At 67.3% G+C, this 15,560-nt stretch carries 18 protein-coding genes and 1 tRNA gene; 9 read left to right on the top strand and 10 right to left on the bottom strand.

Annotated elements, in window-relative coordinates:
* The first annotated feature begins 689 nt into the window (after positions 1-689).
* Positions 690-1,016 (top strand): hypothetical protein, encoded by a 327-nt coding sequence (locus tag GQS65_RS16920; protein ID WP_158205802.1) that lies wholly within the window; start codon positions 690-692, stop codon positions 1,014-1,016.
* A gap of 3 nt (positions 1,017-1,019) precedes the next feature.
* On the opposite strand, the gene GQS65_RS16915 is transcribed toward GQS65_RS16920, so the two are convergent.
* A complete protein-coding gene (locus GQS65_RS16915; RefSeq protein ID WP_158205801.1) occupies positions 1,020-1,208 on the bottom strand; it encodes a hypothetical protein in 189 nt (62 codons plus the stop codon).
* A 122-nt stretch (positions 1,209-1,330) separates the two neighbouring features.
* Between GQS65_RS16915 and GQS65_RS16910 the strand changes: the two genes are divergently transcribed.
* Positions 1,331-3,241 carry a DEAD/DEAH box helicase family protein gene (locus GQS65_RS16910; RefSeq protein ID WP_368280295.1) on the top strand — a complete coding sequence of 637 codons (1,911 nt, stop codon included), beginning with the start codon at positions 1,331-1,333 and terminating at the stop codon, positions 3,239-3,241.
* 3 nt (positions 3,242-3,244) lie between these two features.
* On the opposite strand, the gene GQS65_RS16905 is transcribed toward GQS65_RS16910, so the two are convergent.
* Positions 3,245-4,795 carry an aldehyde dehydrogenase family protein gene (locus tag GQS65_RS16905; RefSeq protein ID WP_158205799.1) on the bottom strand — a complete coding sequence of 517 codons (1,551 nt, stop codon included), beginning with the start codon at positions 4,793-4,795 and terminating at the stop codon, positions 3,245-3,247.
* Positions 4,796-5,000: 205 nt separating this feature from the next.
* Between GQS65_RS16905 and GQS65_RS16900 the strand changes: the two genes are divergently transcribed.
* Complete coding sequence (locus GQS65_RS16900) at positions 5,001-5,237, top strand: hypothetical protein (RefSeq protein WP_158205798.1); 237 nt, start codon at positions 5,001-5,003, stop codon at positions 5,235-5,237.
* 97 nt (positions 5,238-5,334) lie between these two features.
* Here the strand turns inward: GQS65_RS16900 and GQS65_RS16895 are convergent, their stop codons facing one another.
* Entirely contained in the window at positions 5,335-6,873 is a 1,539-nt protein-coding gene (locus GQS65_RS16895) for a cryptochrome/photolyase family protein (protein ID WP_158205797.1), read from the bottom strand.
* A gap of 182 nt (positions 6,874-7,055) precedes the next feature.
* A complete protein-coding gene (locus tag GQS65_RS16890; protein WP_233265166.1) occupies positions 7,056-7,301 on the bottom strand; it encodes a sporulation protein in 246 nt (81 codons plus the stop codon).
* Between GQS65_RS16890 and GQS65_RS21460 the strand changes: the two genes are divergently transcribed.
* Positions 7,296-7,454 (top strand): hypothetical protein, encoded by a 159-nt coding sequence (locus GQS65_RS21460; RefSeq protein WP_199268493.1) that lies wholly within the window; start codon positions 7,296-7,298, stop codon positions 7,452-7,454. The genes GQS65_RS16890 and GQS65_RS21460 overlap by 6 nt on opposite strands.
* 21 nt (positions 7,455-7,475) lie before the next feature.
* Here GQS65_RS21460 and GQS65_RS16885 read toward each other — a convergent pair whose 3' ends face one another.
* On the bottom strand, positions 7,476-8,369 hold the full coding sequence (locus GQS65_RS16885; RefSeq protein WP_158205795.1) for a haloalkane dehalogenase: 894 nt from the start codon (positions 8,367-8,369) through the stop codon (positions 7,476-7,478).
* Positions 8,370-8,440: 71 nt separating this feature from the next.
* Here GQS65_RS16885 and GQS65_RS16880 point away from each other — a divergent pair, with 71 nt between their 5' ends.
* Entirely contained in the window at positions 8,441-8,749 is a 309-nt protein-coding gene (locus GQS65_RS16880) for a ubiquitin-like small modifier protein 1 (protein ID WP_158205794.1), read from the top strand.
* Positions 8,746-9,765 carry an MBL fold metallo-hydrolase gene (locus tag GQS65_RS16875; RefSeq protein WP_158205793.1) on the top strand — a complete coding sequence of 340 codons (1,020 nt, stop codon included), beginning with the start codon at positions 8,746-8,748 and terminating at the stop codon, positions 9,763-9,765. Before GQS65_RS16880 ends, GQS65_RS16875 begins: the two co-directional genes overlap by 4 nt.
* A gap of 455 nt (positions 9,766-10,220) precedes the next feature.
* Here the strand turns inward: GQS65_RS16875 and GQS65_RS16870 are convergent.
* Both GQS65_RS16870 and GQS65_RS16865 read right to left on the bottom strand, forming a co-directional pair.
* A tRNA-Arg gene (locus GQS65_RS16870) sits at positions 10,221-10,293 on the bottom strand.
* A gap of 31 nt (positions 10,294-10,324) precedes the next feature.
* On the bottom strand, positions 10,325-10,612 hold the full coding sequence (locus tag GQS65_RS16865; protein ID WP_158205792.1) for a twin-arginine translocase TatA/TatE family subunit: 288 nt from the start codon (positions 10,610-10,612) through the stop codon (positions 10,325-10,327).
* 89 nt (positions 10,613-10,701) lie between these two features.
* On the opposite strand from GQS65_RS16865, the gene GQS65_RS16860 reads away from it, so the two are divergent.
* The 3 genes from GQS65_RS16860 (at position 10,702) to GQS65_RS16850 (ending at position 13,494) form a co-directional block, all read left to right on the top strand.
* Positions 10,702-11,169: a redoxin domain-containing protein gene (locus tag GQS65_RS16860; protein WP_158205791.1), complete on the top strand. Its 468-nt coding sequence runs from the start codon at positions 10,702-10,704 to the stop codon at positions 11,167-11,169.
* Positions 11,170-11,217: 48 nt separating this feature from the next.
* Positions 11,218-12,036 carry an HD domain-containing protein gene (locus GQS65_RS16855; protein WP_158205790.1) on the top strand — a complete coding sequence of 273 codons (819 nt, stop codon included), beginning with the start codon at positions 11,218-11,220 and terminating at the stop codon, positions 12,034-12,036.
* A gap of 126 nt (positions 12,037-12,162) precedes the next feature.
* Entirely contained in the window at positions 12,163-13,494 is a 1,332-nt protein-coding gene (locus GQS65_RS16850) for an MFS transporter (RefSeq protein ID WP_368280294.1), read from the top strand.
* A gap of 157 nt (positions 13,495-13,651) precedes the next feature.
* Here GQS65_RS16850 and GQS65_RS16845 read toward each other — a convergent pair whose 3' ends face one another.
* The 3 genes from GQS65_RS16845 to GQS65_RS16835 form a co-directional block, all read right to left on the bottom strand.
* Complete coding sequence (locus GQS65_RS16845) at positions 13,652-14,137, bottom strand: YciE/YciF ferroxidase family protein (RefSeq protein WP_158205789.1); 486 nt, start codon at positions 14,135-14,137, stop codon at positions 13,652-13,654.
* 55 nt (positions 14,138-14,192) lie between these two features.
* Entirely contained in the window at positions 14,193-15,008 is an 816-nt protein-coding gene (locus GQS65_RS16840; RefSeq protein ID WP_233265165.1) for a class I SAM-dependent methyltransferase, read from the bottom strand.
* A gap of 112 nt (positions 15,009-15,120) precedes the next feature.
* On the bottom strand, positions 15,121-15,420 hold the full coding sequence (locus GQS65_RS16835; RefSeq protein ID WP_158205788.1) for a hypothetical protein: 300 nt from the start codon (positions 15,418-15,420) through the stop codon (positions 15,121-15,123).
* Positions 15,421-15,560 lie beyond the last annotated feature (140 nt).

Raw genomic sequence — 15,560 nt, 5'->3', positions numbered from 1 at the left:
ATCACCCGTGACCGCGGGGTGATGCACGACCAGCACGGCGGCGCTGTTCGGTACCATGTTATCTCAGGACAACGGCACGATGGGTCTTTGTTATGCCTGCATATGCAACAGAGTAGTCGCCGATTAATCCCACGCTCGGGGCCGTACCGTGGAGATTCGCTACAGACGTGGTGGGTCTCTCGGGGCGATTTGCAGGCCCACCGGAGGGAGCCACTCCGCTCGACACCGTCGCCGTGTGGCCGGCCTACCGTACCCGGTCACGGAGGGTCGGCGATCGGGTCGCTCCGTTCCGCGAACTGCCAGCGACCGCACACTCGGTGCGGCGACCGAGTAGGCGGTTGCTTCGCCCTCGTCGAGTCGCCGGACGGCCGCCGGGGCCGCGAGCACGTCTCCCCGGCAGCGCTCCGTCTCCGGTGGGCAGCGGAGGTGTCGTCGCGCTCCGACGGGGACTAATTCACCGGGACTGACCAGTCGTGTCAGCGGACAAAGTGTATCGCTCGTCGATACGTTTAAGCGTCCCCGAACCCGTCGTGTGTGCGTATGGCACGACTGGCCGCGACCCGGAGGATACGTCGGTGACGGTGGTGACCTCGATGACGTCGATGACGGCTGTCCGGCCGTTCATCCGACCGCTCGGTCTCTCAGTGGTCGGTCTCCACGCCACCTTCGCGACACTCGGTGCCGTGGCTATGGAGTCACTACTCTCGGTCGGTGCGCTCGTCGTGACGCTCGTCCTCGTGGCGGCCATCGGTCTCCACGCCCACGGCCGTGGCCCACTGGTTCCGACGGTGCTCGGGGCCGGCTACACGCTCGCCGCGGCGATGGCGGTGACGTTCGCGATACCGCTGGGTGCCCTCGGTCCGGTTCCGACCGACGCGTTCGCGTCGCTCTCGTGGCGGACCATCTCCTCTATCGTGTTCTTCGCCCTCTTCGCCGGCGGAGCCTGCTACGTGCTCGCGGTGCTGTCGCTGGTGGGTGGGAAGCCACAAAAGCCGATGCTGTTGGACGTCGAGTGAGGCTCAGTCGTCCGCCGCCGCCCCCTCTTCGTCGAGCAGCGAGTCGCCGTCCGGGTCGCCACCGAGCAACTCCTCGAAGTCGAGGTCCTCCTCGGAGTCCAGCGATTCGAGTTCGCGGTCGTACATGTGTTCTCGGAGCTGCTCGTGCTTGCCACGCCCCTTGCGCTCACGACCACGTTTCGTGTCTGGCATGTTCTGTCATACCTCGCCTGTCGTCTTGAAGCTTGTCCCCACGTGAACTCCTCTCGTGGTGACCGGCGGCGAGGTGCTGCCGTGACGCAACCGGTTTGGGGGGGCCGACCCTATCGTGGGTAGTGTCCGACGAGTCCTCACCGCTGTCGCTCGACGAGTTCCAGGCCGTACTCCAGCGCCTCGGACGGTCGGTCGTCACCGCGAGTCAGGTCGCACGGGTTCTGGAGTGCCCACAGGCCGACGCGAGCGAGCGTCTCGCTGCACTCGCCGACGCCGGGCGTATCGCCAGCGCCGACGTGTCGAGCGACCCGGTCGTCTGGTACCCGACCGACCTCGACGCGGTCGCCTCGAAGGAACACCGTATCCTCTTTCCCGAACGCCGGGAGGTCGTCGTCGAACACCCCCGACAGTTCACCCGTGCGCAACTCGCGCAGTTCGCCCACCTCGTCGACTCCTCGGGCGACGCCTACATCTACCGCATCCGCGAGGAGGACGTCTGGCAAGCGCCCTACGACCACCTCGACGACCTGTTGCGGACGATGCGCGACGTGTTGCCCGAGCGCTCGCCACACCTCGACGAGTGGGTCGAACGCCAGTGGTCCCGCGCCCACAAGTTCACGCTCGTGACACACGAAGACGGGTACACGGTTCTGAGGGCCGCGAGCGACGACCTCATGGGGAACGTCGCCCTCCAGCGACTCGACCAAGGCGAGCACGTCCGTGCTCCGATCAGCGACTCCGAGGTGTGGGTCGCCTCCGAACGCGTCGGCGAGATAAAGCGCATCCTCTACGACGCGGGCTACCCCGTACAGGACGACCGGGAACTCGAATCGGGCGCGCCGCTCGACATCGACGTGAACCTCGACCTGCGGGAGTACCAGCGGTCGTGGGTCGAGCGCTTCGAGACGGCGAACTCCGGAGTGTTCGTCGGCCCGCCGGGCAGCGGGAAGACCGTCGCCGCGATGGGCGCGATGGCGGCCGTCGGCGGCGAGACGCTGATTCTCGTCCCCTCTCGTGACCTCGCCGGGCAGTGGCACGACGAACTCCTGATGAACACCTCCCTGACGCCCGACCAGGTCGGCGAGTACCACGGCGGTGAGAAGAACATCCGGCCCGTCACCGTCGCCACCTACCAGACCGCGGGGATGGACCGCCACCGCTCGCTGTTCGACGACCGCGAGTGGGGGCTCATCGTCTACGACGAGGTCCACCACGTCCCCTCGAACGTCTTCCGACGCAGCGCCGACCTGCAGGCAAAGCATCGGCTCGGACTGAGCGCGACCCCCATCCGGGAGGACGACCGCGAGGCCGACATCTTCACGCTCATCGGGCCGCCCATCGGCACGGACTGGGCGGCGCTGTTCGACGCGGGGTTCGTCGCCGAACCCGAAGTCGAGATTCGCTACGTCCCGTGGGCCGACGACTACGCCCGCAACGAGTACGTCTCGACGCACGGCCACGAACGCCGGCAGGCGGCCGCGACCAACCCCGCGAAAGTCGAGGCCGTCCGGACGCTGCTCGAAGCACACGCCGGGTCGAAACTCCTCGTGTTCGCGGACTACCTCGACCAGGGCGAGGCGCTCTCGGCGGCACTCGACATCCCGTTCGTCTCCGGGGAGATGCGCCACAGTCGGCGGCAGGTGCTGTTCGACGAGTTCCGAAGCGACCGCCGGGACGCGCTCATCATCTCGCGGGTCGGCGACGAGGGCATCGACCTCCCGAACGCCGAGGTGGCCATCGTCGCCTCCGGGTTGGGCGGGTCACGCCGACAGGGCGCACAGCGCGCCGGCCGGACGATGCGACCGGTCGGGAGCGCCCTGATGTACGTGCTGGCCACCAGAGGCACCAGCGAGGAGGACTTCGCTCGCCAGCAGTTGCGTCACCTCGCGGGGAAAGGCATCCGCGTCACCGAACGCGACGCGCCGCAGGTCGAACCGGTCGTCGACCGAGAAGCGGAGGACGACGACACCGAGGACGCGTCCGAACTCGACGACGGAGAGGACGACGCCGGGACGCGCGACGCCGAGGATTGACCCTCAGAACGGGTAGTCGCGCGGTTCGTGCTGGACGGATATCCACTTCGTCTCGGTCAGTTCTTCGAGGACGTACTCGCCGTTGAACCGCCCGATACCGGAGGCACCCATCCCGCCGAACGGGACGTGCGGTTCGTCGTTGACCGGCATGTCGTTGAGATGCAGCATCCCGTGGTCGATACGGTCGGCGACGCCCTCGGCGGCCTCACGGTCACCGAACACCGACCCGGCCAGACCGTAGCGCGTGTCGTTGGCGAGTTCGACGGCCTCCGCCTCGTCGGAGAACGGAATCACGGGTGCGACCGGGCCGAAGTGCTCGTTGCACGCCGCGCTCATCTCGTTGGTCGCCTCGGAGAGCACCGTCGGGAGGACGAACAGTCCCGAGGAGTCGCCGACGTCGCCGTCCAGTTCGCCGACCGGGACCGACGTCCCCTCGAAGTCGTCGGGGCCGACCGCGAACCCGCCGGTCTCGAGAGTCGCCCCCGCTTCGATGGTCTCCTCGACGTACTCCAGCATCTGGTCACGCTGGGACTCGTTGATGATGGGTCCGACGACCGTCGACTCGTCGGTCGGGTCGCCGAGCGGCAGGTTCCGGGCCTTCTCGGCGAGTCGCTCGACGTACTCCTCGTAGTGGTCCTCGTGGACCAGGTGACGGTTGATGGAGATACAGATCTGGCCCTGGTGGAGGAAACTGCCGAACGCGCCGGCGTCGACGGCCTGTTCGACGTCCGCGCTCTCCAGCACGACGTGAGGGCCGTTGCCCCCGAGTTCCATCGACGGGAGCGCGAAGTTCCCGGCGGCGGTGGCGGCCACCTCCGACCCGACCTGCGAGGACCCGGTGAACGAGACGACGCTGGCGGCGTCGTGGCCCGCCACCCGGTCGCCGATGTCCGAGCCACGCCCGGTGACGACGGTCAGCAGGCCCTCGGGGAGACCGGCGTCCTCGAAGATGCGTGCGAGGAGCAACCCACCCGTGATGGGCGTGTCCGAGGCGGGCTTGAGGACGACACCGTTGCCCGTCGCCAGCGCGGGGGCGACGGCACGCATCGAGAGGTGGAACGGGAAGTTCCACGGCGAGATGACCGACACCACGCCGACCGGTTCGCGCTTGACGACGTGTTCCTTGTTCGGGACCATCCCCTCTTTGTTGTCGCCGCCCATCCGCGTCGGGAACGAGGCAGCCTCCTGCATCATCCCGACGGCCGTCTGGAGTTCCGACTCGGCTTTGATGCGGGTGCTCCCGGACTCGGTGGCGAGCAGGTCGAGTATCTGCTCGCGGTGTTCTTGGACCGTCTGAATCGCGTTCTGAACCACTCGCTGGCGCTTGGCGGGCGTCGTCTCGGCCCACTCCGTCTGTGCCTCCTGGGCTACCTCGAACGCCTCGTCGACGTCGTCGGTCGTCCCGGCGGGGACCTCGGTGAAGGGCGTCTCGGTCGCGGGGTTCTCGACGGTGATGGTGTCGCGGTTACCCGCGTCCCGTACACCGTCGAGATACAGCACGTTCCAGTCGCCGTGCGGTTCGTAGCGGTCGGCTCGCTGGGTCTGTTGTGCCATATCTGTGGTAGGGGTTGGAGCCTAAAGGGGGCGGGCGAAACCCACACGCTTGCCGCCACCGAGCGTGTGTGACGGACTGGGTTTCGGAGTAGTGCTCGCCGCTACGTGGCTGGCTGCACAGGTTGCCGGTATTGTTAGACGCGTGCCGCGTGTGTATCAGTTAGGGCTGCACCACACCTTTGTTTCCCTACACATACTGTGTCGTATGGCCCCTACGGTTCCCTCAACGAATCCGATACTAGATGCTGTCAGAGACACGTTCAGCGAGATCTTCGAACACCAGTACAGTGATGTCGTGGTGTACGGCGACCGAGAAGGCGAAATCGTCCTGCACGAAGGTCCGGTTCGGATGCGTGCTGACGGGTGGATTGAGCTTCCGACAGACCGACTTCTCTCACCGGAGGCCGTCCATCACGTCGATATCCGCTCGGAAAGGAGATGAGGATACCCCATACCTCCGCTGTGAGACCCACGCTCTCTGTCTAACAGCCGATTCGAATCGTGAAGGCTTAAAGTAACGACGTGCATCGCCTTACCACTCACAGGTCACCCGACTCGGCCAGCGTTCGAATCTCGTCGGCCCGGTCGTGGATTTCCTCGCGCTCCTCGTCGTCCTTGCGGTCCCAGTGGCCGTAGACCGGGCCGATGCGGTCGTTGCTTCGCAGGCTCTCTTCGTGCCGCCCGAGGAAGTCCCAGTACAGCGCGTTGAACGGACAGGCGTTCTCGCCGGTCGTCTTCGTCTTCGCGTACTCGCACCCCGAGCAGTAGTCGCTCATCCCGTCGATGTAGTTCGCGGAGGCGGCGTACGGTTTGGTGGTGAGCACGTCCGTGCCGAACACCCCCATCCCGATTACGTTCGGCGTCGTCACCCAGTGGAACGCGTCGACGTAGGCGGCGTGGAACCACTCGTTTATCCGGGTGGGTTCGACGCCGTAGGTGAGCGCGAAGTTCGACAGGAGCATCAGTCGCGGGATGTGGTGGGTGTAGCCGCGTTTCCGAACGCTCTCGACCACGTCCGAGAGACAGTGCATGTCGGTCTCACCGGTCCAGTAGAACTCGGGCAGGTCGTGGGGCGCGTCGAGCAGGTTGGCCGTCGCCAGTTCGGGCATCTCCCGGCGGTACGTCTGGCGCATGAACTCCCGCCAGCCGACGAGTTGGCGGACGAACCCCTCGATGCTGTTGAGCGGGACGTCGTCACGCCCGCGGGAGGTCTCGATGGCGCGTTCGACCACCTCGCGGGGATGGAGCAGACCGAGGTTGATAGCCGGCGAGAGCAGGAGGTGGTCGAGCGACCACTCGCCGTCGAGCATGGCGTCCTGATACGGGCCGAACCCCGCGAGGCGGTGTTCGCAGAAGTCCGCCAGCGCGTCGAGTGCCTGCTCGCGGGTGACCGGCCAGCAGAACGGTTCGGGGTCGGCCCACGCACCACCCTTCTCGTCGGTGTCGTAGCTGCCGTCGAAGGTGTCCTCGACCCAGTCGAGCACCTCCCGGGTCGTCTCGTCGGGGTCGTAGCGCGGCGGGTCGGGGAACGCCCGTTCGGGGTCCGCTGACTCCTGGTTCTGGTCGTCGAGGTTCCACTCACCACCCTCGGGGTCGTCGCCGTCCATCAGGTAGCCCGTCTCGCGGCGCTGCCAGCGGTAGAACTCCTCGTGTGTGTAGTCGCTGTCGCCGGACTCCCCGTCGAACCAGTCGTCGAACGCCGCGGGCGTGACGAGAAACAGGTCGTTCTGGACGACGTCGAGGCTGCCACCGGCGCTCTCGACGACGTCGTGGAGACGCTCCGCTCCACGGTGGCTCGGTGGGTCCATCACGACCAGTTCGTCGCCGGGGTGGTCCGCGAGGTGTGTCTCGACACCTTCGGCGAACGTCTCCGTCTGTCGGTAGTCGACGCTGTGGCCCGTATCGCGCAACTCGTCGCGGAAGTGGCGCATCGCCGAGAACACCAGCGTGAGTTTGTGCGGGTGGTAGGCGTGGCGGGTGGCGAAGGCCGTCGCCTCGACCATCAGCACGTCCGGCGACCCCTCGCTCAGCGGCCCGTGCCGGCGGGTCAACTGGTCGCCGAGGACGAGGACCGTCATCTGCGACCACCACGGTGGGGTTCGTCGTGGACCGGTGTCGACGGGCCGACCGCTCGTGACATACTCCGAGGACGGGTGTGGGTCACATAGCCCTTCACCGCCCGACAGGAGTGACCGGTGGTGAGAGTAACACTGATAGCCGTCCCCCGAGTGGCGACGAACGCACTCGTACAGTGCTCCACTCACGCGGCACCGAACGAGTGTTCACGGTGGTTGCGTTCGGCGAGTGCGTCCGGACGCGTGTTCGCGTCACCGCCGTCGTGGGCGGAGGTTGCGCTCGCCCGCACACCGTTTCTCGCCGTCGCTCGTCTTCGAGCGACGCGCTTTCGGGCGAGCGTCGTCCTCCGGTCGCCCTCCTCGTCACGGTAGCGTGTCTTGAGGGCGAAGTAGACGACGTCGATGTCCAGGTCGGTCGACCCGCCGTGCATCTCGACCTGGGCGTCGACGGCATCACCCCGCGTCAACTGGGTGGTGGGGAGGAGGGATCGACCGTAGCGGCACCGATGCCGATGCGAGCGAGGATTCGCTCCATGCGTCCGGTCGTGACGAGCGTCCGGTCGTACGCGTTCGGGTTCGTGTGACCGTCCCCCGAACCACCCGGTTCAGGTCCGGTCGACGAACGCCAGTATCTCCTCGGCGATGTCCTCGCCGGCGTCCTCCTGGAGGAAGTGCATCGCGCCCTCGACCCAGACGTCGGGTTGCTCGTCGGCAGTGGCGATGAGTCCCCGGAGCGGGTCGCGTGCGGGCCTCGTGATGGGGTCCGAGTCGGCGAACAGGACGAACGCCGGTTTCTCCCACGACTTCAGCTCCTCGCGGGCCTTCTCGGTCATCTCGCCGCCATCCCCACCGTCCGTGCGTGGGACCATGTCGGGCCACGCGTACGCGCCCGCCTTCGACGCCTCGTTGGGGTACGGTGCCTCGTAGGCGGCCAGTTCCTCGTCGGTGAGTTCAGTCGCCGTCGCGTTCTGGACGAGCATCCCGATGGGCAACTCCTCGACGCGCTCGACGAAGTTCCGGAAGTCGTGCCACTCCTCGGCCATCTCCGTCTCGTAGGTGGGGACGAACGTGTTCATCGCCACGAGTCGCGCGAACCGGTCGGGCTGGTGGGCGGCGTACGTCAGTCCGATGATACCGCCCCAGTCCTGGCAGACGAGGGTGACGTTCTGCAGGTCGAGCGTCTCGACGAAGTCCGCGAGCGTCTCGTAGTGGAGCGCGAAGCTGTACTCCTCGCGGTCGGTCAGCTTCTCCGAGCGGCCGAACCCGACGAAGTCGGGGACGACCACCCGCCCGCGTTCGGCGAGCGTCGGAATCATCTTCCGGTACAGGTAGCCCCAGGTCGGTTCGCCGTGGAGACAGAGGAACGTCTCCTCGGCGTCTTCGTCACCCTCGTCGACGTAGGCCATCTGAAGGTCGTCGCCCACGGTGACGCCGTGCAGGTCGTAGTCCCAGTCCGGCAGTCCCTCGAACCGTTCCTCGGGGGTGTGCGTTCGTCCCATGGCGGCCCGTCGGCGCGGCAGGATAAGGCGATTGTGGCGGGGTTTATACGCTTCGCGCGGCGAGCGAGTGCATGCAGGTCGAGGTCGAATTCGAGTTCTACGCGACCCTCCGCGACGCCGTCGGCGAGCGAACGCTCACCCGAACGGTCCCCGAGGGAGCGACCGTCACCGAAGCACTCCGGACGCTGACCGGGGAGTACCCGTCGCTCGGGCCGCTCCTGTTCGACGGCGAGGGGCGACTCAGACCACACGTCTCCGTACTCGTCGACGGGGAACGCACCGAGGGCGGCCGTTCGCTCGCTGGCGGCGAGACGGTCGGCGCGGCACCGGCGGTGGCCGGCGGTCGTGACGGTGCCTCGTCGACGGAGGGGGCCCGATGAAGGCGATCAGCCTCGGCAACCGCGCCTTCGAGGGTCTGAACAACGCCTACCTCCTGGAGGGGGAGGTGACGACGCTCGTCGACACCGGTATCGCCACGCCCGACACCGAGCAGGGACTGCGTGACGGCCTCGCCGACGCGGGCTACGAGTTCACAGACGTCGACCAGTTGCTCCTCACGCACTTCCACGCCGACCACGTCGGCCTCGCCGGCGCGGTCCAGGAGGAGAGCGACGCCGTCGTCCGGGTCCACGAGGCCGACGCACCGCTCGTCGCACAGGACGCCGACGCACGGACCGCGATGGAGGAGCGCCAACGGGCGGCACTCGACCGTTGGGGGATGCCCGAGGACGCCCAGTCGGAACTGCTCGGGGTCCTCGACGGGAGCGACGGGATCGAGGGGAGCGCCCCCGAGGTGACGCCGTTCGAGAGCGGCGAGGCGTTCGCGGCCGGCGACCGGACGCTGGAAGCGGTCCACCTCCCCGGACACAGTGCCGGTCTCTGTGGGTTCGCGTGCGCCAGCGACTACGTGGGTCTCTCCGGGAGCGGCCGGGACCTCTTCTCCGGGGACGCGCTGCTCCCGTACTACACCCCGAACGTCGGCGGCGCGGACGTGCGCGTCGAACGACCACTCGCCGAGTACCTCGACACGCTCACCCGCATCGCCGAGGGTGGGTACGCCCGTGCCTGGCCCGGCCACCGTGGCCCCATCGTCGACCCCACCGGCCGCGCCCGCGACATCGCCGTCCACCACCGCGAGCGGACCGGCCGCGTCCTCGCCGCCCTACGTGATCACGGCCCCGCGGACGCCTGGACCGTCAGCGCCCGCCTCTTCGGCGGCCTCTCGTCGATTCACATCCTCCACGGCCCCGGCGAGGCCTCCGCCCACCTCGACCACCTCGCCGAGGGCGGCCTGCTCACCGTGACCGAGACCTCATCACGGGAGTACGAACTGACCGACGCGGCCGACGACGAGTCCGCCGTCGACGACCTGTTCCCGGCGCTGGCCGTCGAGTAGGTCGACAGTCGTCTCTTCGGGCCACCACCATCACCACACCGTGGCCGCCGCTGTAAACCGGCCGGAGTACCTCGGTGTCCGGCTACGCCGTCCGACTGCATCACCGCAACACGGTGCGGGCCGTCCACGTCGATAGCTGGCCACTCCATCCGGCGACGAGCAGACCAACCAGTCGCCGGCCAGTTCGAGGGCGTTTGGGGGCTCCCGCGAACGAGCGGAGCCAGTGAGTGGGAGTCAGGCAGGCTCGTCGACTGAGCGCAGTGAAGGAGACGGGCGTGGCGGGAGTCGAACTTCAGTCGCTCGCATCCGGTCGTTCCCTGCGTCGAACCCGCACGCGTCGCTGTTGGTCTCGCTTCGTTGGCACGACAGTGGGCGTTTGGGGACTCCCGCGAACGAGCGAAGCGAGTGAGTGGGAGTCAGCCACGGCCGCGAGGCTGAGCGAAGCGAAGCCGAAGCGGGCGTGACGGGATTCGAACCCGCGGTCTAGAGGTTAGGAACCTCTCGCCCTATCCGCTAGGCCACACGCCCTGCGTCATCCCCGAGTCGGGCGACGAGAAAATCAGTTCTGCTTCTCGGTCTCGACGGTCTCCTCGGTCGCCGTGGACGGCGTCGTCTCGGTCGTGGTCGGCTCCGACGACTCGGCCTCCTCCGCGCCCTGTCCCTGCATCTCGGCGAGTTCCTGCTCGACTTCCTCGCGCCCCTTCTTGAACTCGCCCATCGCCTGTCCCGACGAGCGTGCCAGCTTCGGGAGCTTGTTCGCACCGAACAGTAGGACGATGATGAGCAGCACGACGAACACTTCGATGCCGCCGGGGATGCCCGGGAACAGCGGTACCAGGGTTGCCATGTCTATCGTCACTTACCAACTCCCGACTATAGGCCTTTTGCTAACCCGTAGGGACGGGTATATCCGTTCGACGACCGTTGCTCCAGTCGATGCAGGTCGGAGACACCGCCCCGGAGTTCACGGCACCGCTCGCAACCGGCGAGGACGTCGAATCGTTCACGCTGTCGGACGCACTCGAGGACGGACCGGTCGTTCTCGCGTTCTTCCCCGGCGCGTTCACCAGCGTCTGTTCCCACGAGATGGCGACGTTCAGAGACCGGTTGGACGAGTTCCGAGCCTCGGACGCGAGCGTCTACGGCATCAGTACCGACCTCCCGTTCGCACTCAACGCGTTCCACGACGAACTCGACCTGAACTTCCCGCTCATCAGCGACGCGAACCGTGAACTCGTCCACCAGTACGACGTCTCGACCGAGTTCGCCGGTATCGAGGACGCCGCCAGACGGGCGGTGTTCGTCGTCGGCGCGGACGGCGTCGTCGACTACGCCTGGGTCGGCGAGAACCCCGGCGTCGAACCGGAGTACGACGAGGTGGAGGCGGCCGCGGCGGACGCCTGAATATATATTTCCGAAGCTGTTTTCGCACCGACGACCGGAGGTGGCCGTATGCAACCTCAAGGCGACAGTGGCAACGGGGGTCGGACCTACGACCCCGACGCGGACCACGCGTTCCCCGACGAGCGTCTCAACGAAGTGCTCGGCTTCATCGACACCGACGACGAGATTCAGACGTATCTCGACGCACAGAACGTCAACCCCGTCGACCGGAAGGGGTACAACGACCACGGGCGCAAGCACATCTCCATCGTCCGCAACCGTGCGCTCTGTCTCTACGACCTGCTGAAAGCCGGCGGCGTCGAGTTCAACGGTGCGCGCCAGCAGGGTCTCGACGAGGCCGACGAGGCCGTCATCGTCGCGCTGGCGGCCCAGTTACACGACATCGGTCACGTCGTCCACCGCGACGACCACAGCTACTACTCGATTCCGCTGGCGTCGGACGTGCTCGACCGTATCCTTCCGGAGTTCGGCTACGACGTGGCCGAGGCCGTCCGGGTGAAAGGCGAGGTGCTCCACGCCGTCCTCTGTCACCACACCGAGGAGAAACCTCTGACCCGTGAGGCGGGCGTCCTGCGGGTCGCGGACGGACTGGACATGGAACGCGGGCGTTCGCGGATGCCCTACGAGCGCGGCGGACGGGGTATCAACACCCTCTCGAGTCAGGCCATCCGGAAGGTGACGCTACGGGAGGGAGACGACCGGAGCGTCCTCGTCGAGATCGAGATGACCGACGCGGCGGGCGTCTACCAGGTCGACGAACTGCTGAAGTCGAAACTGGAGGACTCGCTCATCGAGGACGACATCCGTATCGTCGCCATCAACAGCCACGGCGACGGCGACCAGCTGGTCGAACGCATCGAACTGTAGCCCCGTCTCCGCACGGCGAACACGTGCCGTCCGCCCCGTGTCGCTCGTTCTCTATCACGGTCTTTCCGTCCCCTCTCGTCCGGTTTTCGGGGATTTAACCGTCTTCGAATCGTCGGTCGAGATACCGTGGCTGGTGGCTCGCTCGGCGTCCTCAGGGACCGCGAGTTCCTCGCGCTGTCGGGAACCGCGTTCGCTCGGGCACAGGCGTACTCGACCATCGCCATAGCGCTGGCGCTGTACGCCGACATGCTGGGCACCTCCAGCACCGTCGAGGGACTGTTCGCCACCGTCTTCGCACTGGCACAGTTCGTCATCGTCCTCCCGCTGGGGCGGAAGATAGACACGGGGAACGCGAAACGCTACCTGCTGGCGGGACTCGTGCTCAACGTCGGCGTCTTCGTCGGCTTCTGGATGGTCGACTCGGTGGCCGACATCCTGCTCGTTCGGGTCGTGCAGGGGTTGGGCGCGTCCCTTCTGTGGATTACCGGGTCGACCGTCGTCGGCGAGATATCGCCCGACGGCGAGCGCGGCCAGTGGCTCGGGACGTACAACCAGGTGGGGGCGTTCTCCTCGTTCGCCGGTGACCTCGTCGGTGCGTACCTGCTCGACGTCCACGGCTTCGGCGTCACGTACGCCGTGCTCGCCGGCGTCACCGCGTTCGCCACTCTCTTGCTGTACTCGTGGCTTCGGGACAACCCCGGCGGGAGAGCCGACCCCGACGAACAGTCCGGCCGGGAGGCCATCGAGCGCCTCCTCTCGCGGACGCCGATTCGTGCGCTCGTCGTCTTCCGGTTCGGGCTCAGCTTCGGGAAGATGTGTGTCATCCTCTTCCTGCCCATCTACGCGGTGACGGTCCTCGACATCCCGACGCTCTACGTCGGCGGCATCCTCGCGGGCGGGAAGCTGACGAAGGCGCTCACACAGGGGTACGTCGGCGGTCTCACGGACAGAGTCGGCTCGAAACACCTGTTCGTCTTCGTCGGCGCGTTGCTGTACGCGGTCGGGGCGCTCCTCATCCCGTTCGCGGGACTGGCCGGCGCCTACTTCTCCGCGATGACCGTCGCGGGCTACACGCTCACTCCCGGCTTCCAGGTCCTGTTCATCGCGTTCGGCGTCTGTGGCGTCGCCGACTCCATCCGCCTGCCCGCCAGTATGGCGCTGTTCGTCGAGGAGGGCGAGCAGTTCGACGCCGTCGCCGCGAGTATGTCGCTCCGCTCCATCGCGTGGAAGGTCGGGCAGATTACGGGACCGTTCCTCGTCGGCGTCGTCTGGGACCTCACGGACGTCTTCACCGCCTTCGGCGTCGCCTCGGTCACCATCGTCTTCGCAGCGCTGGCGTTCATCACGCTGTACACCGTCGACCCGATTCCCGACCTCGTCGACGAGGAGCCCGTGGACCTGACACCCGGCGGTCCGAACCAGTGCGACGAGGACGCCTCCGGCGCGGACGACGACTGACCGACCGGTCTACACGTCAGTGCGCTCCTGTCGTCCGGTATCTCTCCGGGTCTCAGTATCCGTCGCGGCCCGCTCCGAGCGGCCGGCCGAGGCATCACTCCCCGTCGTGGTCGACCACCGACCGGTGACCTACCGGACGTCGCCGCGCTTTCGCCGCCTACAGCGAGTCGTAGTCGAACGACCGGGCCATCTCCGCGAGGTCGCTCAGCGTCTCCTCGTCCTCGTCGAGGTTGGTCTTGAGCAGGTCCATCGCCTCCTCGTCGCCGCGCTCGGACGCCAGCGCGACGAGACTCTCGTAGGCCGTCTGCTCGTAGCGTTCGGTCTTCATCGCCGTCACGACGTTGTAGTAGTCGTGGACCGGGCCGGGGTCGTGGTCGGCGGTGAACTCCTCCCACTCCGTCAACAGCCCCTCGATTCCTTCACACTCCTCGGTCTGTGGGGCTTCACCGGTCGCCTCGAAGACGTCGACGAGGCGCTCAATGTGGCTGCCCGTCTCCTCGACGTGCGCCTCGAAGAACGCCACGAGGTCCTCGTCCGTCGACGCCTCGGCCATTTGCTCGTAGGCCGCAGTGAGTTCGTGCTCCGCGAAGTAGATGTCCTCCAGTTCGTGTTCGAACAGATCGTCGAGACTGGCGGTGCTCATAGCTACAGTCGTCTCGACGGACGTTGATGACGGTTGTGCCTGTCTCTGCCCGCCGTCACACGGACCGGTCACCGTCGGTCGGTTTCGACCCCACGATGGCCTCGACGGTCGCTCGCTGTTCGAACCGCTCCCGGTCGAACGCCGTCAGTCGCGCACGGAGGTCCGTCTCGAACGCCTCGGCGTCCCCGCCGAACCGGTCGGGCGAGCAGTACGAGAGCGAGAAAACGTAGCCGACGATGCCGTCGACTGGCCACTCACGGTGCAGGTCGAACTCCAGTGTCTCGACGTCCTCGAACCCGAAGGCGCGGAGCTTCTCGTCCCACGGGTCGTCGTAGCTCACGGCCGCCGGGTCGACGCGCTCCGGCAGGTCGTCGAGGTACTGCTCGGTGACCTCGTAGACGGCCGCCTGCCAGTTGGCCTGCCCCTTCGTCAACCACTCGCGGTCGGTGACGAGCGCGACACCACCACCGGGTTCGGTCGCTCGAAACAGCCTGTCGAGCGTACGTTCCTGGTCCATCCAGTGGAACGACCGGCCCATCACCGTCAGTCGAAACGGCCCCATCTCGACGCGCAGGTCGGCGTCCGACCCGACGACCCACTCGACGGTCTCGACGCCCGCTTCGCTGGCCCGCCTGCGAGCGTGTCGCACCATCTCCTCGTTCGGGTCCATCGCCAGCACGTGGCCCGCGCGTTCGGCCAGCGGGAGCGTCGTCTGCCCGGCACCACACCCCAGGTCGAGGACCCGGGACTCGTCGCCGAGCGCGAATCGCTCCGCCAGGAACTCGAACAGCGCGTCACCGTAGCCGGGGCGGTGCTCGGCGTAGTAGGATTCGGTGCTGGCGAACCGGCGTGCCGGGGACTCGTCGGTCATGGCTGGTCGGACTCCGAGCGAGTCGTCGCGGTGACAAGCCGGTTGCGATGTGGCGAGCGCTCTGCCCCGGTGGACGGTCGGCCCGCCGACCGGCGGACTCGCCGCGGCCGTCTCACTCGAAGCGGTCGCGGTGGACGAACAGGACCACGACCACCGCTGCCGTCGCCACCGCAGCGAGCGGAAGGCCGACCGCCAGCGCGGCACCCGCGGTCACGGTGTCGGCACCGAGCGCCGCGGACCACGCCCAGCGGCGGCGGCTCCACACCCCCCTCGCGAGGACGAGTTCGACGACGACCGCACCGACGACGGCGACCGCGAGGAGTCCGGCGGCGTCGCTCAGGAGGCCGTAGCCGACGCTGGCGACGGTCAGCAGTCGGACGAGGCAGGCGAGCGTCACGCTCGGCGGTGTCACGTCCGGCGTCTCCGACTCGTCGGGCCGATGCGGGTACTGGAGGGTCTCGTTGTCCGGCGACCGAATCGGTGCCGATGGAGGGGGAACCGTACGGTCCGTTCGGACAGCAGAGTGATAAGTTCTCGCCAGCGGCGACGGCG

Origin of the sequence: Halomarina oriensis (assembly GCF_009791395.1) — an archaeon.
GTDB lineage: Archaea > Halobacteriota > Halobacteria > Halobacteriales > Haloarculaceae > Halomarina > Halomarina oriensis.
Note: the sequence above shows the minus strand (reverse complement) of the source record. Positions and strands in the feature narration are given on the sequence as shown.

Excerpts from the sequence above, each read along its gene's own strand:
- GQS65_RS16920 (WP_158205802.1), top strand. The coding sequence starts at position 690 with ATGGAGTCACTACTCTCGGTCGGTGCGCTCGTCGTGACGCTCGTCCTC.
- GQS65_RS16915 (WP_158205801.1), bottom strand. The coding sequence starts at position 1,208 with ATGCCAGACACGAAACGTGGTCGTGAGCGCAAGGGGCGTGGCAAGCAC.
- GQS65_RS16905 (WP_158205799.1), bottom strand. The coding sequence starts at position 4,795 with ATGGCACAACAGACCCAGCGAGCCGACCGCTACGAACCGCACGGCGAC.
- GQS65_RS16900 (WP_158205798.1), top strand. The coding sequence starts at position 5,001 with ATGGCCCCTACGGTTCCCTCAACGAATCCGATACTAGATGCTGTCAGA.
- GQS65_RS16895 (WP_158205797.1), bottom strand. The coding sequence starts at position 6,873 with ATGACGGTCCTCGTCCTCGGCGACCAGTTGACCCGCCGGCACGGGCCG.
- GQS65_RS16890 (WP_233265166.1), bottom strand. The coding sequence starts at position 7,301 with ATGCACGGCGGGTCGACCGACCTGGACATCGACGTCGTCTACTTCGCC.
- GQS65_RS16885 (WP_158205795.1), bottom strand. The coding sequence starts at position 8,369 with ATGGGACGAACGCACACCCCCGAGGAACGGTTCGAGGGACTGCCGGAC.
- GQS65_RS16880 (WP_158205794.1), top strand. The coding sequence starts at position 8,441 with ATGCAGGTCGAGGTCGAATTCGAGTTCTACGCGACCCTCCGCGACGCC.
- GQS65_RS16875 (WP_158205793.1), top strand. The coding sequence starts at position 8,746 with ATGAAGGCGATCAGCCTCGGCAACCGCGCCTTCGAGGGTCTGAACAAC.
- GQS65_RS16865 (WP_158205792.1), bottom strand. The coding sequence starts at position 10,612 with ATGGCAACCCTGGTACCGCTGTTCCCGGGCATCCCCGGCGGCATCGAA.
- GQS65_RS16860 (WP_158205791.1), top strand. The coding sequence starts at position 10,702 with ATGCAGGTCGGAGACACCGCCCCGGAGTTCACGGCACCGCTCGCAACC.
- GQS65_RS16855 (WP_158205790.1), top strand. The coding sequence starts at position 11,218 with ATGCAACCTCAAGGCGACAGTGGCAACGGGGGTCGGACCTACGACCCC.
- GQS65_RS16845 (WP_158205789.1), bottom strand. The coding sequence starts at position 14,137 with ATGAGCACCGCCAGTCTCGACGATCTGTTCGAACACGAACTGGAGGAC.
- GQS65_RS16840 (WP_233265165.1), bottom strand. The coding sequence starts at position 15,008 with ATGACCGACGAGTCCCCGGCACGCCGGTTCGCCAGCACCGAATCCTAC.